The 17,663-nt window shown below is 58.4% G+C and carries 11 protein-coding genes; 1 reads left to right on the top strand and 10 read right to left on the bottom strand.

Going from position 1 to position 17,663, the window contains the following annotated elements:
• Positions 1-102: 102 nt before the first annotated feature.
• The 8 genes from P3T42_RS32520 to P3T42_RS32485 form a co-directional block, all read right to left on the bottom strand.
• A complete protein-coding gene (locus P3T42_RS32520; RefSeq protein ID WP_074267546.1) occupies positions 103-426 on the bottom strand; it encodes an NIPSNAP family protein in 324 nt (107 codons plus the stop codon).
• 358 nt (positions 427-784) lie between these two features.
• Positions 785-1,504, bottom strand: coding sequence for an SDR family oxidoreductase (locus P3T42_RS32515; protein WP_074267545.1), 720 nt, complete (start codon positions 1,502-1,504; stop codon positions 785-787).
• A gap of 777 nt (positions 1,505-2,281) precedes the next feature.
• Complete coding sequence (locus tag P3T42_RS32510) at positions 2,282-3,751, bottom strand: efflux transporter outer membrane subunit (RefSeq protein WP_074267544.1); 1,470 nt, start codon at positions 3,749-3,751, stop codon at positions 2,282-2,284.
• A gap of 1 nt (position 3,752) precedes the next feature.
• Positions 3,753-6,938 carry an efflux RND transporter permease subunit gene (locus P3T42_RS32505; protein ID WP_074267543.1) on the bottom strand — a complete coding sequence of 1,062 codons (3,186 nt, stop codon included), beginning with the start codon at positions 6,936-6,938 and terminating at the stop codon, positions 3,753-3,755.
• A 22-nt stretch (positions 6,939-6,960) separates the two neighbouring features.
• Entirely contained in the window at positions 6,961-8,199 is a 1,239-nt protein-coding gene (locus tag P3T42_RS32500; RefSeq protein WP_083611629.1) for an efflux RND transporter periplasmic adaptor subunit, read from the bottom strand.
• A complete protein-coding gene (locus P3T42_RS32495) occupies positions 8,171-8,509 on the bottom strand; it encodes a hypothetical protein (protein ID WP_074267541.1) in 339 nt (112 codons plus the stop codon). Before P3T42_RS32495 ends, P3T42_RS32500 begins: the two co-directional genes overlap by 29 nt.
• 961 nt (positions 8,510-9,470) lie before the next feature.
• A complete protein-coding gene (locus tag P3T42_RS32490) occupies positions 9,471-9,677 on the bottom strand; it encodes a hypothetical protein (RefSeq protein ID WP_074267540.1) in 207 nt (68 codons plus the stop codon).
• Positions 9,678-9,777: 100 nt separating this feature from the next.
• A complete protein-coding gene (locus P3T42_RS32485; RefSeq protein WP_083611790.1) occupies positions 9,778-10,167 on the bottom strand; it encodes a DUF3331 domain-containing protein in 390 nt (129 codons plus the stop codon).
• Between the two features lie 580 nt (positions 10,168-10,747).
• On the opposite strand from P3T42_RS32485, the gene P3T42_RS32480 reads away from it, so the two are divergent.
• The gene (locus P3T42_RS32480) at positions 10,748-11,173 is read left to right on the top strand and encodes a response regulator transcription factor (RefSeq protein ID WP_083611627.1); all 426 of its coding nucleotides are present in this window, start codon (positions 10,748-10,750) and stop codon (positions 11,171-11,173) included.
• Positions 11,174-11,222: 49 nt separating this feature from the next.
• Here the strand turns inward: P3T42_RS32480 and P3T42_RS32475 are convergent, their stop codons facing one another.
• Positions 11,223-11,903: a response regulator transcription factor gene (locus P3T42_RS32475; RefSeq protein ID WP_074267538.1), complete on the bottom strand. Its 681-nt coding sequence runs from the start codon at positions 11,901-11,903 to the stop codon at positions 11,223-11,225.
• An 84-nt stretch (positions 11,904-11,987) separates the two neighbouring features.
• Entirely contained in the window at positions 11,988-17,546 is a 5,559-nt protein-coding gene (locus P3T42_RS32470; protein ID WP_429308359.1) for a trifunctional serine/threonine-protein kinase/ATP-binding protein/sensor histidine kinase, read from the bottom strand.
• Between the last annotated feature and the right edge of the window lie 117 nt (positions 17,547-17,663).

Raw genomic sequence — 17,663 nt, 5'->3', positions numbered from 1 at the left:
GCTCGAGAAAGCTCACATCTTGCGTGTTGACTTCACTCAGGGATGTCTCTTTCGTTCGAATGTCCGTTACCTGAGATTCGGATTGAGGCGTCCCGCGTTTTCTCATCGCAGCGCGGAAAACGTAGTGGGCGTCAATGTTTTCGCCGAGAACGATTCGACGATCGGGCCGTCACGCTCGGAACTCAGCTTCGCTTCCAGCCAGCGTGGGTCTTTCAGAAACGCCCCCATCTTTTCGGCGCGTTCGGCCTCGCTGTTCCACTTCAGCAGATAAATCAGTTCGGACTTACTGTCTGCTTCGGTGGTCCAGAATCCGATTGTCTGGATGCCCAGTTCATGAAAGATACCCAGTACCGGATGTTCGAATCGTTCCGCGACAGCGTGGAGCCGACCGGGCGTACAGATATAGGTGCGCAGTTCGTAGAACATCTCAATCAACCTCCCTTCTTCATGTGGAAAACACATTTGGATAACTAATTTTATTACGACTGTCAGTGCAGGGATTTTCGCCTTCCTGACTCCACTCTAACGCGGCGTCTACGATCGACGTCCGCCATTGCGAATCAATTACAGATGGGCTGCCACCACTTCGTCCGCTTCAAACGGATGGGCTACACAGAATCTTTCGCAATAGTCATTTCCTAAATAGTCCTATGTAAGTTGTGGTGATTGATGCATCAAACATCCATCGTCGTTAGCTACTTTTCCGTGGATGCCCCCTGTTTCGACTGAGCCGAGCGGCAAGTCACCGCAAAGCCACTCGGTACATTTACATGGCGACAATGCCTCAGCCTACTGCTAACCCTCCATCGGCTACCACTACCTGACCGGTCGTGAAGCCGCCTCGCATCAGATAGAGGTAAGCTTCGGCGACTTCATGAGGTTCACCGGCATGCTTAACGAGCAGACTCTGTTCCGCACTTTGGAATATCGCTTCACGGGCGGCCTCGGGAAAGGTATTCCAAAGTTCAGTCTTGACCGTTCCTGGGCAAACTACATTGACCCGCAGCGGCGCCAGTTCTACTGAAAGGGCACGCGCGAGCGCTTCAACCGCCCCACAGACGCTCGAAACCACCGACATGCTCTTAAGAGGGCGTTGCGATGTCATCCCCGAAGTAAGGACGATCGAGCCACCCTCGCGAATTTTTCCTGCACCGTATTTTGTGGCCAGAAAGGCGCCCCAGTAGCGAACTCCAAAAAACCTTTGCGCTTCCTCAAAGCTCATGTCTTTCTGATTGACCGCTCGCAAAGGATCGCCGGCGGTATACACGAGGTGATCATATGCTCCGATCTTTTCAAAGTATGACTTGATGCTGTCCTCATCCAGCAGGTTGATCACGTGCCCTTCAGCACTCGAGGGGAGTTTGTCCTTCGCCTGCTCTATCTGCGCCTGACTATTAGATGCAATGACCACGAGTGCACCTTCATCTGCCGCTGCTTTCGCCGTCGCGAAACCGAGTCCCGACGATCCACCGAGAATCACAATCCGTTTATCTTTAAGCGACACCGTTTCCTCCGATACGTTAGAAAAACTCCAGTCTGACTTTTTGAATCATTGCCATCACAATAGATTTGTCCATTCCACATTGCTCCGCACTGTGACGTCAGGCTCCATTACTCTTCGCTTGAGGCTGGCAACAACCGATGGGTTATCGTCTGGTCCCGACTGGAACCGGAGCCGCGCTCGTTCATATCTGCCCCAAAGGTCCCGAGTTGTACCAGCCGCCGGTATGCGGCCAACCTGACACCACCTCCCAGTTTCATCTAGTAGAAGAAGTCACTTCCCTCGGTCTTCGTACTTCGCTTAGATCACATCCGCCCGTGAGCCCTGCGAAGCAACTTTAGGTGTGTAATTGACTACTGGCTTATCGTATCGTCTCACGGCGTATCGAAGAATCCAGTTGCGTGATCAGGTCTTTCCCGAGGTCCTTTGCAATTCGAACGCTCCGTGGTGCTGCCAGCGATCTTTCAGAGGTATTGGCAGATTGAGGGCGATGCGACGACAATCGCGGGGAAGCAACAACCCACGTTGTCACGGCGCACGCCGGATATCGGGTATCGGAAGGCGCATGATGCTAAGGCGGTGCGCTGGCCTGTCACGAGGAGATCAGGTAGGCGCCGAACGATCTATGGATGGCGCGCAGAGCTTTGCGCAAAAACCTGAAAATGCAAAAAAAATCGAGGCCGCCAGTCTCAACCAGCGACCTCCGGCACAGAAAACGAGGCGATCAATGTACGGAATGCTCTCAACGTTGATACCGCCGCTGAGGTTAAGGCGGCCAGATCAGCGCGCCGTAGAGGGTTGTGTTGAGGTCTGGGTCAGCGCAAGTGCATCGCAACGATCACCCCCACAGGCTTCCCACCCTCCGCCGAGTGACTTGTACAGTGCCACAGCGCGTACGTTAATATCCGACTCGGCCTGCGCCAGATCATCCCCCGCAGCGAGCTCTACCCGCTCGGCATCGAGCAGTTCCAGAAAACCTGTCGATCCCTCCCGGTAGCGGACGCGCGCGAGATCAGCTGCGCGGTGACTCTGCGAAAACTGATCGATCAGTTTGCCGACCCGAGCATGAGTTTCGTTGTAAGACGTGAGCGCGCTGTCAACGTCCTCGATAGCGAGAAGAATGCTTTGCTCGTAAGCGGCTTGCGCAGCGTCCGAGCGGGCTTGCGCCGCATGAAGGTTTGCACGCACGCGCTGTACATTCAAACCATCCCAGGTAATACCCGGCATGATCGACCATGCCTGCGAACCCGCCGTCAAGAAATCCGTGCCCTGGCTCGAGAGAAAGCCGAGAAATCCGACCAGTGAAACATGCGGATAGAAGTCGGCCTCCGCAACGCCGATACGCGCGGTCGATGCCGCCAGTCGACGCTCCGCTTCCTGCACGTCAGGTCGACGCGCAAGCACATCGCCTATTGACCCCATGGGTAGGCTCACGGCGATTGGCTCGGAAGTGCGCGGCGACAAATCGACGTCAAGTTCGCCGGGGCGCTTGCCAAGCAGCACCGCAAGCCGGAACTGTGCGGTCTGCTCGTCTATCCTGAGATTGGGCAACTGCGCCTCCACTGCACTCAACCGAGCGCCCGCGCTTGCGACATCCTGCTCCGAGCCCGTGCCAACATTCGCCTGCGCCTGCACGAGACGCAGCGTCTCCTGGAGCGTCTTGATGTCGTTCTGGACAATGGCGATTCGTGCCTGTGAACCGCGCATCATGAAGTAATTACGGGCCACTTCGCCAATGACGGAAACCTGGGCGCCGCGCAATGCCGCCTGCCGTGCATCGCGTTCATCCTTCGACGATTCCACTTCGCGTCGGATGCCACCGAACAGATCAAGTTCCCAACTGGCATCGAACCCAGCGCGATACTCGTCGTAGCTAACCTGGTCCGTGGTTATTCCCGGATACTGACCATAGGTGCGCGCAAAACTGGTCCCAGCCGAAACGGTTGGAATCTCCGCCGACTCCGCGCCGCTTACGAAGGCCCGCGACTCACGGAGGCGTGCCTGTGCAACGCGTAGATCGAGGTTATCGAGCGCCGCCATCTGTATAAGGGCATCAAGCGTCGGATCTCCAAACTGCTTCCACCATTGTGCCTGGAAGCTCCCGTTGTTCTCACGCATCGGATCGACGTTGAGCAGCTTCGGTACCGCTGGGGCGGCGGCGTGGTAATCGGGCCCGACGGACACGCACCCAGCGAGCGCCAGCGCAGACAGGATTGCTGCAACAGCCGAGAAAGGATTCAGCCTATTCATTTCAGTGCTCCCCGAGAACCGGCGCGCTTTGGATAGCCTTACTGCGGCGCGCCTCACGCCGTTCCACGAACCCGCGTACCAACACATAGAAAAGAGGCGTGTACACCAATCCGAACGCCGTCACGCCTAACATCCCAGCGAACACCGCCACACCGATCGCGTGTCGCATCTCCGCCCCCGCGCCGTGAGCCAACACCAGTGGAACAACACCCATGATGAATGCCACCGATGTCATCAGGATCGGCCTCAGACGCAGGTGCGCTGCCTGAAGGACTGCCTGCTTGCGATCCATACCGCGTCCTTGTGCGTCGCGTGCAAATTCCACGATAAGAATTGCGTTCTTGCACGCGAGGCCTACCAGCACGATCAAACCGATCTGCGTGAATATATTGTTGTCGCCATGTGTGAGCCACACGCCACCAATAGCTGACAAAAGTACCATCGGTACAATCAGGATGACCGCCAGCGGGAGCGAAACACTCTCATACAGGGAGGCGAGCACGAGGAACACCAGCAGCACGGACAAAGGAAATACGAGTACAGCCGTATTACCCGCAAGGATCTGCTGGTACGTCAGATCGGTCCATTCGAACGTCATCCCTCTCGGCAGATTCTCACGCGCAATGCGCTCCATCGCTTCCTGTGCCTGTCCGGTGCTGTAACCCGGCGCGGCGCCGCCGTTGATTTCCGCCGTGGGATAACCGTTGTAGTGCATCGAACGCTCCGTCCCGACGGTGCGCTGCACTGACACGAACGAGCCTAGTGGCACCATGACCCCCGAAGAGTTACGGACCTTCAGTTGCCCGATGTTGTCAAGCGTGCGCCTGAAGTCCGGTTCAGCGGAGAGATTCACCTGGTACGTGCGACCGAAGCGGTTAAAGTCATTCACGTAGAAGGTGCCCGTGAACGCCTGAAGCGTGTCGGCGACGTCGGTCATGTCGAGACCCTCAAGCTTCGCCTTCTCGCGGTCTATGTCCACGCGGACTTGCGGTACGCGTGCGTCGAAGCTCGAATAGAGCGGGCTCAATGCGGGCTCTTTCGCGCCTAGCGCAATGAGTTTATCAATCTGGCGTTGCATTTCCATCGAACCATAGCCAGCACGGTCTTCAATCTGCATCCGGAACCCGCCCGTCTCGCCCATGCCGTCCACCGGCGGCGCGGGCACGACGCCAATGCTGGCGCCAGAGATAGCCGCATACTTCTTGTTCAACGCAGCAATGATCGCGTCGGCCGACAGCGACGGATCCCTCCGTTCCTCAAACGGCTTGAGAAGAAGGAAGATCACACCCGAATCGCTGCTATTCGTGAGGCCATTGATCGACAGACCCGGAAATGACGCGGAGCGCCAGACGCCAGGCTGATGAGCTGCGATGTCAGTCATCTCGCGCACGACGCCTTCCGTGCGGTCGAGTGACGCGCCGCTCGGTAACTGGACAAATGCGAGAATGAGTTGCTTGTCGAGCGTCGGCACGAAACCAGTCGGTACTCGCATAAAGCCGACCGCCGCGAGCACAATCAGACCGCCATACACCACAAGCGCAACCGACGAACGGCCCAACACCCGACTCACACCGCCGACGTAACGACCCGCGCCAGTCACGAACAGCCGGTTGAAGGGTCTGAATAACCAGCCGAACAGGCGGTCGATCCATACTGTCAGCGCATCTTTAGGCGCGTCGTGAGACTTGAGCAGTATTGCGGCAAGCGCCGGGCTCAGCGTCAGGGAGTTGAACGCGGAGATCACCGTCGAGATTGCGATCGTTAGCGCGAACTGGCGATAGAACGCGCCGGTGAGCCCACTGATAAAAGCAGCCGGTATGAACACTGCACACAGTACCAGTGCCGTGGCAACGATTGGGCTAGTGACTTCCCGCATCGCACGTCGGCTCGCCTCCTTCGGACTCTGTCCCAGCTCGATATGCCGCTCAACGTTTTCAACCACGACGATTGCGTCGTCGACAACAATTCCGATCGCCAGCACGAGCCCGAACAACGACAGCGTATTGAGCGAGAAGCCGACTGCATCCATAACAGCGAACGTGCCGATCAGCGACACGGGCACCGCAATAAGTGGAATGATCGATGCACGCCACGTCTGCAGGAAAAGAATAACGACCAGCACCACAAGCGCAATTGCATCGAAAAGCGTATGAACGACCGCTTCGATGGACGCCCGCTCGAACTGCGTATCGTCGCGGATGATTCGAAAGTCCAGACCCTCCGGAAAATTCGCCTTCAGGCGTTTCATTGTCGTCATGACCTCGTTCGACGTCTGGATCGCGTTGCTGCCTGGGCGCTGGAACAACACAATACCAACAGCCGGATCGTTGTTCAGCAGGCTACGCTGCGCGTACAGGTCCGCGCCGAGTTCGACGCGCGCGACATCGCCAAGATGCACGACACCCGTGTCGCCACTGCTGCGCAAAATAATTCGGCGGAACTGGTCTTCGGAAACGAGACGCCCCTGAGTATTCACATTCAATTGAAATGCGTCGTCCGTATGCATCGGGGGAGCGCCAAGCGTGCCTGCTGCCACCTCAACGTTCTGTTCCCGAATCGCCTTTATAACGTCAGGTGCCGTCAGTCCGCGTTGTGCCATACGTTGCGGATCCAGCCACACGCGCATGCTGTATTCACCCGCACCGAAGATCTGCACGTCACCGACGCCATCGAGACGAGACAATTCATCGCGAATGTGTGTGCGGGCGTAGTTCGAGAGATAGAGACCATCATAGCGATGGTTCGTCGACACCAGATGCACTACCAGTGTGACCTCCGGCGAACTCTTCTGGGTCGTCACGCCGAGGCGCTGAACCTCATCGGGCAGGCGCGATAACACCTGCGCCACCCGGTTCTGCACTTGAACCTGCGCCGTATCGAGGTTGGTGCCGAGTGCGAAGGTAACTGTCAGCGCAAGCCGTCCGTCACTCGTCGCCTGCGACGATGTGTACAGCATGTGTTCGACGCCGTTGATCTGCTCCTCAAGAGGTGTGGCCACGGTCTGCACAATCGTCTCGGGACTTGCCCCCGGGTAGTTCGCCTGCACGACAACAGTCGGCGGTACGATGTCCGGATATTGACTGACTGGCAGCATCACTAGCGCAATGGCACCAGCGATCACGAACAGAACCGACAAAACACCAGCGAAGATCGGTCGGTCGATAAAATAATTAGCTATACCTTTCATGACTTGAGTCTCGATGAAGCGGCTATCGTGCAGCCAGTGCGGTTGTGCCAGATCCGGCAACCGGTCTGGTTACACTTGCGAGCTCAGCCTTTTGGCGGTCGTTGAGCTGCGCATCCATTGAGACGGTGATCGGCAGTACCACCATGCCCGGTTGAACATGTTGCAGGCCATCAACGACCACCCGCTCGCCTGGCTGAATACCGCTTTCGACGACGCGCAAGCCGGCAAAGACCGGACCTGTCGACACCTTGCGGTAGATGATCTTGCTATCTGGCCCGACCACGTAAACAAACTGATCCCCCAGATCAGTTCCCACTGCCGTGTCCCTCAGGAGGATGCGCGGCACCGGATGGCTCTCCTGAAGGCGGATCTGTGCATAGAGTCCTGGCGTGTACGCACCTTGCGCGTTGGGAAATACAGCTCGAAGGCGAATGGTTCCCGAACCAGAGTCGAGTTGATTGTCAACGAAATCCAGATGACCGACGTGCGTGAAGTCGTGCTCGTCCGCGAGGGCCATTGCAACTTCGGGCACGCTATGACCGTCATCGCGAAAATGCTGGAGCGTAAGGTAGCTCTGTTCGTCGACGTCGAAATATCCGTAGATGGGGTCGACGCTGACGACGCGGGTCAGGACCGCATCTGGCGTGACCAGGTTGCCGGCAGTGATCATCGCATAGCTGACCTTCCCGTCGATCGGCGCACGCACGTCTGTGAAGCTGAGATTCAGTTGCGCCGCGTCGAGCTGGGCGCCGGTCGCAAGCGCCTTCGAATGCGATGTGCTTGCCGCGGTGTCAAGTTGCTCCGACGCTTCGCGCGAAATGGCACTCTGCATCAGCAATCGCTTACCTCGATCCGAATCGGACCGGGCTTGCACCGCCTCCGCCTGAGCTTGCGCGAGTTCCGCTGTCAGACGGTCTACCTCGGCGCGATAAGGACGCGGATCGATCCGGAACAGTACGTCGCCCTTGTGTACCCGGGTGCCCTCCTTGAACAGCACCTCATCCACGTATCCGCTCACTCGTGGTCGTACGTCAATCGTGTCGACGGCCTGTAATCTGCCGGTGAATACCTGACGGTCATCCACCTGAAACGTACGGGCCTGCGCTACTGTCACCTGAGGTGCTGGCGCGGCGTTCACCGAATCGGCCGAAGCGGATGCATGCGTTTTAAGCAGCAGACTACTGCCCACGACGACCGCCAGCGTCATTATCTGGAGTACGATTCGCTTTCGTTTAAAGAAATGTGTCGTTGGTTGAGACATTACTTGACCCTCGTCGATTTGAAAGTATCGCTACTTCGTTTGCCTGATCCTCGGTTCCTGAGACACTGCCCCGCTGCGCCCCGGTCACCCCGTCTTGTACCTGATGCGTGTAAAGTTTTTCGCTCACATCGAAGTAAAAAAAGCGATTGAATGCCATCACGACATCACACGCATTCTGGCCCAGCAAGTCCGCTTTTCCGACAGCAAAGATGGCATCTTTCAGATGCAGTTTCGTCATGGCAGCGCCGATGCGCGTCACAAGCCCATGTGCATCTCGTGCGAAATCAAAATAAAGACGGACGACCGACACGAAAGCTACGCTCGCCTGTCGTCTGGCGAACCGCTCAATGTTTCTGTACAGTCTCTGGCTGAAGAGTCACTTCCGATACGCCACGACGTTTATCATTGCGATCTTCAACATCGATACGGTATTCGCTGCGAATGGTATTCGCGTCATCACACCTGGCACCAACGAAGACACCTTCTCGGGATTTAGAATAACAGCGCGAACGTCACATCCGTTCACTAGAGTCGACCGGGCGCCACCGCCTCTTACCTAGTTGACGACTCCAACAACCGAGAACATAAAGGATCCTATATTGCTAGAGCCGAATCAAATACGGTGTCTAATCATTCTCGTTCTTCTTGCATCAAATTAGGACCCCCGTTTCGTCATGTCTTTAATAACGGTATGGCATAGCTAACCTCGAACGTGACTTTTTCGAGGTTCAATTTCGACATTTCGCGCAGGCGAGCAAAGAAACGTCTCACGTCAATTTTGGGTCTGTCACGATCGTTGCCCTTTCCGAAATTCCGTCACTACGCTAGTTGCCACAGTCGCTCCCGCAGTTCTATCCGAAGAGCATCTGGTATTCCCATGCCTTCCTCTGAATGGAAACGGAACGGCACACCCTCCAAAGACGCGCCGTCGGTCAACCCCTGGCATTGTCACGTTATCGAACGGCACGCTCTCGAACACACTGTGTATAAAGACGCCGACTCTAATCAGAGTATCGCTACAGCACCGGAGCGCGCGTCACGCTTTCCCACGCCTGGAATGCCTCGGCGCGAAGAGGCCGCTTCTTTTTGCGTCGGTGTGGTAACGGCAATGCAGGAAGGGATTGGTGAACTGACCGCGTACCGAAGTTAGTGTCCGGTCCTTCATACGACGAACAAGTGGAGATAATACGTCTGCCAATCTCAAGGCGAACGCAAGCACGGTCACACAAAGGAATGACCACGTAGGCTGCCTCTCTCGCGCTGACGCGCTACTACAGATGGAGAGCGTCAAGCCGCGCTTGCGCGATCTCGTCTGGGTATTGGCGCTGGTACGCGTCGAACAACTGTAAACACAGCTGGGCGAGTAAAGCAAGTCCCAAGGCCTGCTCCGCGTACTCAACCTCGCCCGCGCTTAATACGTCATCGAGAACGGGAGCGAGACGGCGCAGTTGCAAAAACTTGGCGGACTCTAGCTTCATGCTAAACCTCGTGCGGCCTGATATTGGAGTACACGACTGCAGTGGCAACACCCTGGCAATGCTTCACCAGTAAGCGCGAATCGCCCCTCCCCACAGCGTCTCAAGCGATTGCGCGGTGCGTGGCCAGCTCGCTGGCCAGAATCATGGCGTCGCCGTTGAGTGGCCTCGATGGTCCGCGGCCTCGGGGTCGATAGACGCAATCGCCGCGGCCAATACGTTTGCCAGACAAGGCACAACGCCCGGACGAGCGAGCGCGGCACGGCACCCAGACCTGCTCCTCGTAGTTGCAAAGCGTCGGATCGTGCCAGCACAGGGAGAAGCGCGAATTGGACAATGCCTCCACAACCCTTACCGTATAAGGCCGCACTTCCCCGCGGTCGCTCTTGCGTGGAAGGCGCTGGCCGCCATCGGACCAGGAACGCCTAGACAAATGCGGAGGCTGTCGGTTCGGATCTGGCGGTGAAGAAAACTCACGGATGGTTGCGAGCATCGAAGTCCAAGGGTCCGCTGAAGTATGACCGGCTGGCCGATGCGATGATAGGAGGTCGGCCGTTAGCAGCATGGGGCCAATAGACGCATGGTAAGAATCATTGTTTAAGAATGTCTCAAGGGGCGAATCGCACTCAGCGTTCAACATCGCGTTCCTCTCTTTAGCGACGAGTGAAGATCAATCAAATTTAGCAGTACGGTCGAATGACCACTAACTTACGGCTACTGGACACATATTGAGATGACTCTTCGAAGAAGTTAAACGCTCAAACGGGGTGGGCGGCAGTTCCGCAGCAATGTTGGCCCAAGCCGCGCCGCACGCTTTGCGCTTTCGTAACGGTGTGTGGCCTCAATGTGAGAAGAGTAGCTCTTGCGGAAGAGCGAATCTATTCCCCGGTAGGATATTCTGACGCCGCATTGAGGTAAGTCGCATATACGAGGGTATAAGCGCGGCAAGGAAGCTTCATGCGCGGCGCCGATCTGCGCAAAGACGAGACTGCCGCAGAGTTGGTTCGATTCGCATATACGTTCGTATCATGTCGCCGCACATGGTTATAAGCTAATCTGCAGATGAAAAAGAGATGGACTGCACCGGCCTCACGCCGTCCCTTAAAACGAGAGGTCGAGAGGGCATTTTGCAAATTTCGCCTGTTGTTTCGATTGTCGATGATGACCAAGCGGTTCGTCATGCCCTGGACAGCCTGATCCGGTCGCTGGGTTGGCAGGTGCGCATGTATAAGTCGGCGGAGGAATTTTTTTCGTCAGGGGATGCTGCTCACACCGCCTGCCTGATTTCCGATGTTTTGATGCCAGGGATGTCCGGTATCGAGATGTATGAGCACCTTCGTGCTCAGGGGCATAATCCACCGACCATATTTATCACCGCCTGTCCGAGCTCACCTCTACGGGCGCAAGTCGTGAGTGCCGGCGCACTCGTGTTGCTGCCGAAACCTTATGACACAGCCACTTTGACTCACTGGCTCTCGGTAGCACTTGGTAGTCCTTAGCGATGGAACGGCGCTGAGAAGAAGTCCGAATTACCTGACACGATGACGCTCAATGATGATCGCCGCGAGGCAGAGAGGGCCCTATACCGAGCGATTCGGCCTTGCGGACCAGATCCGGCATCGAGCACGCGTTCATTTTACGCATGACGTGTCCACGGTGAACCTTAACCGTGATCGCACTCAGGTTCATCTCATAGGCAATCTGCTTGTTCAGAAGACCGGAAAGCACAAAGCCCATCACTTCTTTCTCGCGCGGCGAAAGGGACTGGTATAACGCACGCAGATCGGCCAGCGCGGCTTCTGCCGCGAGCCGCTCGTTGTCTCGCGCCAGAGCCTGAGCAACGGCGTCGAGCATGTCCTGGTCCTTAAACGGTTTCGCAAAGAAGTCCTGCGCGCCGGCCTTCATTGCCTTCACGCCCATCTCGATGTCTCCGTGACCGGTCATGAATACAACGGGAATACGCATGCCGCGATTCACGATATCTTCGTGAATCGCCATGCCGCTCTTTCCGCGGAGTCGCACGTCGAGGATGAGGCAACTTGGTCCGGCGGCGGGCGGGCACCGTAGAAATTCGTCCGGGGATTCGAACGCTTCGACCCGCAGGCCGACTGAGCGCATAAGGGTGCTAAGGGAAAGCCGGATTCCCTTGTCATCATCGACGATGTAGACGACGGAGCCTTCGGTTGCTGCGGTTTCGGCTGTTTTACGGGAGTTCGTTCCAGTAGTCATTCGGCCACCTCGCGAAACCGGAACGCGGCCGCGTCCCGTTGGCATGCAATTATTCTACGCCCCCGAGCGAAGCAGGTACCACTTCTACTCTCCCCCCCCAGCAGGCAACGTGAACTGAAAGACAGCTCCTCGCGGTTCATTCTTGCAAGCCCACAACCGCCCCCCGTGCGTCTCGACGATTGAACGGCAGATCGACAGGCCCATGCCTAGGCCATTCTCCTTCGTCGTGTAGAACGGATCGAAGACGCGACTGAACTCATCCGGAGGGAGCCCCGGACCAGAATCCCGCACGACGATAGACACGCCATCCGATAAATCTACAGTTGTGCTAATCAGTATCTCACGGGGACTCGTGCTCGTTGAGCCCATCGCCTCAAGGGCGTTGACGATCAGGTTGAGCATCACCTGTTGCAACTGAACGCGATCACCCAGGACGAGAGGCAAGGCATCGCCGAGTGCCGTCAGCACTGAGACGTCGTACTTCGCCGCTTCGCCCCGCGTCAGTTCGATCACCTCGACGACCGCCTCGTTAATGTCTACCCGGTCCTTGCGTGGAGGCGCTTTTCTGACCAGGTCGCGAATCCCGCTAATGATGCCGCCAGCGCGTGTTGCCTCATAGACGATGCCATCGAGCGCCTGCCTGACCTCATTAAGGTTAGCGGGCCTCGCGTCCAGCCAGCGCGAGGCGGCCGAAGCATAGGTCGCTACCGCAGTGATCGGCTGCCTGACCTCATGGGCAATCGAGGCTGTGAGCTGCCCCATCGTCGCGGCCCGGTTAGAGTGCGCGAGCGCCATCTGCACTTCACGGTAGCGCTCCTCGCTCTCCCGCACTTCGGCTTCCGCCCGCTTGCACACGGTCAAATCAAGTGCGAAACCGACACCTTGGTGCTGCCCTACTTCGAACGTCGCCACGCCGATCAGCACGGGCGCACGGCTGCCATCCTTTCTGAAATATTCCTTCTCAAAGGGCTGTAATGTCCCTGTCGTCGTGAGCTCCGCGATTCGCTGGTTGTCGCGCTCGAGCCACTCGGGTGGGGTCATGTCGGTCCAGCACATCCGTCCCGACTCGAGGTCCTCGCGGTCGTATCCCACGATCCGGAGAAACGCTTCATTGGCCTCGAGAATCTGGCCATCGAGATGGAAAGTGAAAATACCCACAATGTTGGCCTCGACGAGACGTCGGATCCTTGCTTCGCGTTCCGCCAGATCGCGGTACAGACGAGCGTTCTCGAGGGTAATCGCGGCCTGCGAGGCCAGCAATTCGAGGACGGTTATGCGCTCAGGCGTGAACGCCTGGATGGCCAGGTTGTTCTCCAGATACAGCAAGCCGATCAATTCGGAACGGCGCATGAGAGGCAGACACAACACGGACTTCGGTTGGCGGCGGGTAAGGTATTCGTCTGCCGAAAAGGGGTTCGCTTGCGTCGCATCATCCAGCAGCACCCGCTCCTGGCAGCGCTGGACATAGTTGACGATGGAGTCCGGCAACGCCTCTTCGCGCGCGGCTGACTCCGGCGGGGCCGAGCCGTGCGACACGTCGCCCAAGTGCCGCCGGACGTGAACGGTCTGCTGCGCGACGCTCGCTTCGGCCACGAGTGCCAAGCTGGCATTGTGGGCTAGCAACAGCCGGCCGGTTTGCGCGCCGGCACTTTCGAGCAGGATGTGCATTAGCGTGTCGACAAGATCGTCAAGCACGATATGGCTAGATATGGCCTGCGAGGCTTTGGCGACCGACAGCAGATCGAGTTGCACCACATTGCCAACAGGCGTGGCGAGTCGAGACGTTGCCACTTCGCGTATTGGCGATATGCGCGCGTCGAGCTGCCTGACTTTGCCGTGTGCGCCCCAGCGCTCAAAACAGCTGCGCGCTTCGTTCAGATGGGCGCGGCCGGCGCTCGCCCATCCGCGGGCACGGCAAAATCCGGCGGCCAGTTCATGAGCGATGCCTTCGTTTTGGACAAACCCTTGATCGCTGGCCGCTTGAATGGCCACTTCGTACAGACACATCGCATCGAGGTTCCGCCCTTCGATCCGGGCGATCTCAGCCGACACCAAGGCGTGCTTGTCCGCGAACGTAGGCGGATAGGTGTCAGCCCACTCGCGCAATTGCTCCCGGTGCTCGTCGAGGAGGGCGTGCCACGCGACCTGCTCGCCAGCGGACCCGTTCTCATAGAGTGCAGCCAACGTCAGCGCCGTGTAGTAAAAATAGTCAAGTGACTGAAAGAGGCCGACCAGGACCCACAATTGCGGTTGCGCCCGTTGGGCGGCGTCGAGGGCCGCTACGTAGTCGCCTGCCAGAAATCTCGCGTGCAGTTTGAAGATCCAGTACGTGCAGACCATCGAGCTCATCCGGTCGTCCGTCAGTTGCGCCTCAAACGCCGCTTCGTCGAACTGCGAGTCGCTAAACGTGGATAATTTCGCGGTATGACCCTGCATGGTCGCAATGAAGCGTTGGTTGCACACTATGGCGTCCGCCGCGTCGAGGTACCCGGCCTTGCGCACGAAGTCGAGGCTCCGCTGCGACTCGCGCCAGACCGTTTCGAGCGGATCGCCCCGCAGTAGAAGGTCGCTGGTGCAATGGAACGCACTGTAGCAAGCCGTCGTCAGATCGCCCGTCTCGGTCGCGGTGCGAAACGCTGCCCGATGGAAGTCAATCACGGTTTCGATCGGCTGGGTCCAGAAAGCAACGTGTCCCGTTGCGATATAGACTAATGCCTTATCGACAGGGAAACCGCCCTCGCCGACCAGGTCGCATGCAAGCCTGGCGAAACGGTAACCGTCGCGGTAGCGGCGAAACACCGGGCCAAGGATAAACCCGAAGCAGGCGTACGCGGACGCACCACTCGAGCCGTGCAGCAGGCTGATGTTCACCATGCGGCACAGGTGCAGGCACAACAACTGGAAATCGATAAAGTAGGCGGATTCATACAGGGTCGAGAGAAGACGCATCGCGACCTGCAGTTCCGGATCGGTCATCAGCGGCACGTCTATTAAGCTCTCGACCGGGCGACCCGCCAGGTTGCGCCAGACCGCTTCGTATTCGGCCTCGACCTGTTCCTGAGACGGGTGCGCCGGGAGATCGATGCCGAACAGGCGCAGGCAGGTGAGCACGCTGTCGACGGCCTGCCGGTTCTCCGACTTGACGATATGCAGCCGCACCTTCATATGGCAGACGGCCGCATGATCGACTCTCGACACGCATCGCCGCAATAGCTCCTCGATGAGTTGCTCAGCCTTGTCGGCGCGACCTGTCAGATACTCACACTCCGCGCGTTCGAGCCGCAGACTGAACATCAGGTCACGGTGGCTGACCCAGTTGCCGTCGTCGAGCAGGTCCATGCCGGCCGCCAGGTACACGCACGCAGACGCATAAGCTGCCGAGGACTTAGCCCGGCGCCCGGCACTCAGGTCGAGCGCCGCGATCTGCACTTTCTCATCATGCCCGGTGAGCAGGGTTGCGCCCCGATTGAACTGGTTCGCGACATCGAACACATGCTCTGCAAGTTCGTCTGCAGTCAGGTTGGCCAGCAGCACGCGACCGATGCTTAGGTGGACGCCGGCGCGCTCCGCGTCGGGAATCAGCGCGTAGGCGGCCTGCTGGATCCGATCATGCAGGAACTTGCCGGTGCCGTCGGCAAGCACAATCAGATTTTCGCGCGCCGCGGCCGCGAGGGCTTGCTCGACCTCGACCTTGACCTCCCTCACGCCTTGCCATGCAGCGAACGCCAAATTGCCGCTGACCAGCGCGACATGGCGAAGGTCGAAAGTGTTGCCGAGGCATGCCGCCAGTCGCAAGGTTTCCTGTGCCGCGACCCTCAATTGTCGCAACTTACCCACCGTCAGGTCGACGGCGTTGCCGGCAAAATTTTTAGCCCTGATCTGATCCAGGTTCCACCGCCAGGCCCGGTGTTGCGCATCGTGCCGCAGCAACCCCTCCTGGTGCAGCACATCCAGGAACTGGATAAAGAAGAACGGATTGCCCCCTGTGCGCTCGCGAACAAGCCGCGTGAGCGGTTCGCAGGCGGCAGCAGATGGTGCACGGAGCGTGTCGGCCACCAGCCGGTTCAGATCCACGACCGACAGCGGCGCGAGCTGAAGCTCGTTCACCGATGTGCCATTCTGGCGGATCCTCTCGACGCTCGTCATCAACGGGTGCGTGGCACTCACTTCGTTATCACGAAAAGCACCCACTAGCAGCAGATAGCGTGTGTCCGGGTGTGTGATCAGGTCCTCGACGAGCGTCAGGCTAGCCGGATCGATCCACTGCAGATCGTCCAGGAAGAGAACCAGAGGATGTGCCTCGCTCGCGAACCCCATGACGAATTGCCGGAACACCACGCGGAACCGGTTTTGTGCCTTGGTCGGCGGCAACGCCGACACCGGCAATTGCGCGCCGATAATCAACTCGACCTGGGGCAGCACATCGACAATAAGCTGGCCATTGGTGCCGACCGCGGCCTGGATCCGTTGCCGCCAGCCGGCGACGCGCGCTTCGCTTTCCGCCAGTAGTTGTTGCACCAGTTCGCGAAACGCCTTGATGATGGCAGCATAAGGAAAATAGCGCTGGCCCTGATCGAACTTGCCCGAAATGAAGTAACCACGGTTCGCCACAATCGGCCTGCGCAACGCCTCGACCAGCGTCGACTTGCCGATGCCGGAGTACCCGGAGACGATCGCCAGCATGGCCTCGCCGGTGGCCGCCGTCCGCTCGAAGGCGCCTAGCAGCCTCGCTGCTTCGTGGCGCCGCCCGTAGAGCTTGTGCGGGGCATGGAAACGTACCGGGATATCTTCCCTGCCGAGCGGGAACGGCTCGATCTGACCCGAGGTCCGCCATTGCACCAGACACCGATCGAGATCGGCCTTCAGGCCTTGCGCGCTTTGGTAGCGGTCTTCTGGTAGCTTGGCCAGCATCTTCATCACGATATCCGACACCGGCTGTGGCACCTCGGGCGTGATCCCCGTCGGTGGTATCGGCATACGGGCGATATGGCAATGCGTCCATTCCAGCGGGTCGTTCGCCTGAAATGGCAGCTGGCCGGTCAGCATCCGATAGAGCATTACACCCATCGAATAGCAGTCGGTCCGATAATCAACCGGACGATTCATGCGGCCCGTTTGCTCGGGGGACACGTAAGCCCAATCTCCAGCGGGGGCGGTGACCTCCCTCGTCGGGACGGTGCTGGCTTCCTTTGCCGTCGCCATACTGAAATCCACCAGTAGAACCCGGCCAGTGCCAGGCTCGACGAGGAGATTGGCGGGTCGGATATCGCGGTGGATAACCTGCGCGGCATCGATACCCGCGAACGTATCCGCCAGATGACGGCCGATACGCAGGCAAACAGGCAGGTCCATTCGCGGCGCACGACCCAAAACGGCTTCGAGCGACTCGCCGGCGAAGTCTTCGAGCACCAGCACCGGGCCGATTCGCTCATCGATTAACGTGAGCGGTTTCGCAATCCCCGCGACGTTTAAAGATTGCAGCAGGAGGTGTTCGCGTTTCAGCAGAGCGAATTGGACTGGGTCGGCGTTTTCCGCAGGCAACTTCAACAGTACCGTCGACCCATCCGCGGAGCGTCCACGGAAGAGGTCGGAGCCCGCTGTCGCGCAGACCCGCTCAAGGATCTGACAGTTCGCGATGGCCACACCCTCTCCTTTGTGACGCCAGCGACTTGCCTACACCGGTACGTTGCGTTTTCCCTTAGTGCCCGAAACACAGGCACAGAGAAACCAGTGTGAGCATCGTGAGGGGGCCAATCACCC

This window comes from Paraburkholderia sp. GAS38 (genome assembly GCF_050434965.1).
Taxonomy (GTDB): domain Bacteria; phylum Pseudomonadota; class Gammaproteobacteria; order Burkholderiales; family Burkholderiaceae; genus Paraburkholderia; species Paraburkholderia phenazinium_A.
The sequence above is the reverse complement of the archived record's forward strand: the minus strand, read 5'-3'. Positions and strand labels throughout refer to the sequence as shown.

Coding starts and splice junctions, on each gene's coding strand:
- P3T42_RS32520 (WP_074267546.1), bottom strand. CDS start 426: ATGTTCTACGAACTGCGCACCTATATCTGTACGCCCGGTCGGCTCCAC.
- P3T42_RS32510 (WP_074267544.1), bottom strand. CDS start 3,751: ATGAATAGGCTGAATCCTTTCTCGGCTGTTGCAGCAATCCTGTCTGCG.
- P3T42_RS32505 (WP_074267543.1), bottom strand. CDS start 6,938: ATGAAAGGTATAGCTAATTATTTTATCGACCGACCGATCTTCGCTGGT.
- P3T42_RS32500 (WP_083611629.1), bottom strand. CDS start 8,199: ATGTCTCAACCAACGACACATTTCTTTAAACGAAAGCGAATCGTACTC.
- P3T42_RS32490 (WP_074267540.1), bottom strand. CDS start 9,677: ATGAAGCTAGAGTCCGCCAAGTTTTTGCAACTGCGCCGTCTCGCTCCC.
- P3T42_RS32485 (WP_083611790.1), bottom strand. CDS start 10,167: ATGCTCGCAACCATCCGTGAGTTTTCTTCACCGCCAGATCCGAACCGA.
- P3T42_RS32480 (WP_083611627.1), top strand. CDS start 10,748: ATGGACTGCACCGGCCTCACGCCGTCCCTTAAAACGAGAGGTCGAGAG.
- P3T42_RS32475 (WP_074267538.1), bottom strand. CDS start 11,903: ATGACTACTGGAACGAACTCCCGTAAAACAGCCGAAACCGCAGCAACC.